We start from the raw sequence: 888 nt of genomic DNA, 5'->3' as shown, positions 1-888 counted from the left end.
TTATTAGAGTTTTGAAAATACTTTGTAATAAATTTTGTCACCCCCCCCTCTTAAATGATTTATTTTATTATCAATTCGCCATGGTAAATACTGGTTAATTCTTTTTAATAATTCCACTCCTATTAAATTTAAACTTTCATTTTGTTTTGGAGGTATAACAAATTCATTATCCCATTTTAAGCCTATACTGTGTACAAAATTTTTTAGTAAATCTCCTTGATAAAATTCGTTTTTATCAAATAATCTTACAATAATATTTTCTTTACTAAAAATTTCTTGCCACCTACATAGAAGTTCTTTATAATTACCCAAATATTCGAATTCTTTACAAGGTTTTAAACCAAAATCTTGCTTTCCAGATTTTATTTTCGTGCTGTATGAGGATATAGCCATATTTCCATTTTCTCTTAAATAAACCATTACTATTATTTTTTGAAAACCTAAATATTGTAAAATTTTTTTACATTTTTTGAGTTCTTGAATATCATATAATCTTGATGATAAATGTTCTGAGGAAATAATTAATTTTTGGTGACTAGCTTCCCTTAATTCTTTTTTTAAGTCAAAAAAATCTTCTTCTTATGATTTTTAAAATCATATTTTGTATAAATTTTTCTACTAATGCAATACTCATCACTTCTTATATCATTATAAGCTAAAAAAGTAAAATTCCATTGACTACCATTATTGTCAAGAGAGCTAGAATACACAACTCTTTGTTTTTGTAATAAATCTTTATTATTTCTTAAAAATGTCTGTATACTAGTAGTTCCTGTTTTTTCAGTTCCTATATGCACATAAGCAATCATTATTATCTTTCTAATTCAACTTTTTAAACTCTCTCTTCAACTTCCCAATCTCAAACCACATCTTAACATATCCACCTTT

The 888-nt window shown here is 25.0% G+C and carries 2 protein-coding genes; both read right to left on the bottom strand.

Annotation, left to right across the window (positions count from 1 at the left end; translation table 11 throughout):
• Positions 1 to 3: 3 nt before the first annotated feature.
• Entirely contained in the window at positions 4 to 420 is a 417-nt protein-coding gene (locus tag CAMP5063_RS08340) for a hypothetical protein (protein ID WP_337195163.1), read from the bottom strand.
• Between the two features lie 137 nt (positions 421 to 557).
• Positions 558 to 809 carry a hypothetical protein gene (locus tag CAMP5063_RS08335; RefSeq protein WP_263691923.1) on the bottom strand — a complete coding sequence of 84 codons (252 nt, stop codon included), beginning with the start codon at positions 807 to 809 and terminating at the stop codon, positions 558 to 560.
• Positions 810 to 888: the final 79 nt, after the last annotated feature.

Source organism: Campylobacter sp. RM5063 (assembly GCF_024723655.1).
In the GTDB taxonomy this organism is placed as follows: domain Bacteria; phylum Campylobacterota; class Campylobacteria; order Campylobacterales; family Campylobacteraceae; genus Campylobacter_D; species Campylobacter_D lari_D.
This window is presented reverse-complemented; position numbering and strand designations above follow the sequence as displayed.

Coding starts and splice junctions, on each gene's coding strand:
- CAMP5063_RS08335 (WP_263691923.1), bottom strand. CDS start 809: ATGATTGCTTATGTGCATATAGGAACTGAAAAAACAGGAACTACTAGT.
- CAMP5063_RS08340 (WP_337195163.1), bottom strand. CDS start 420: ATGGTTTATTTAAGAGAAAATGGAAATATGGCTATATCCTCATACAGC.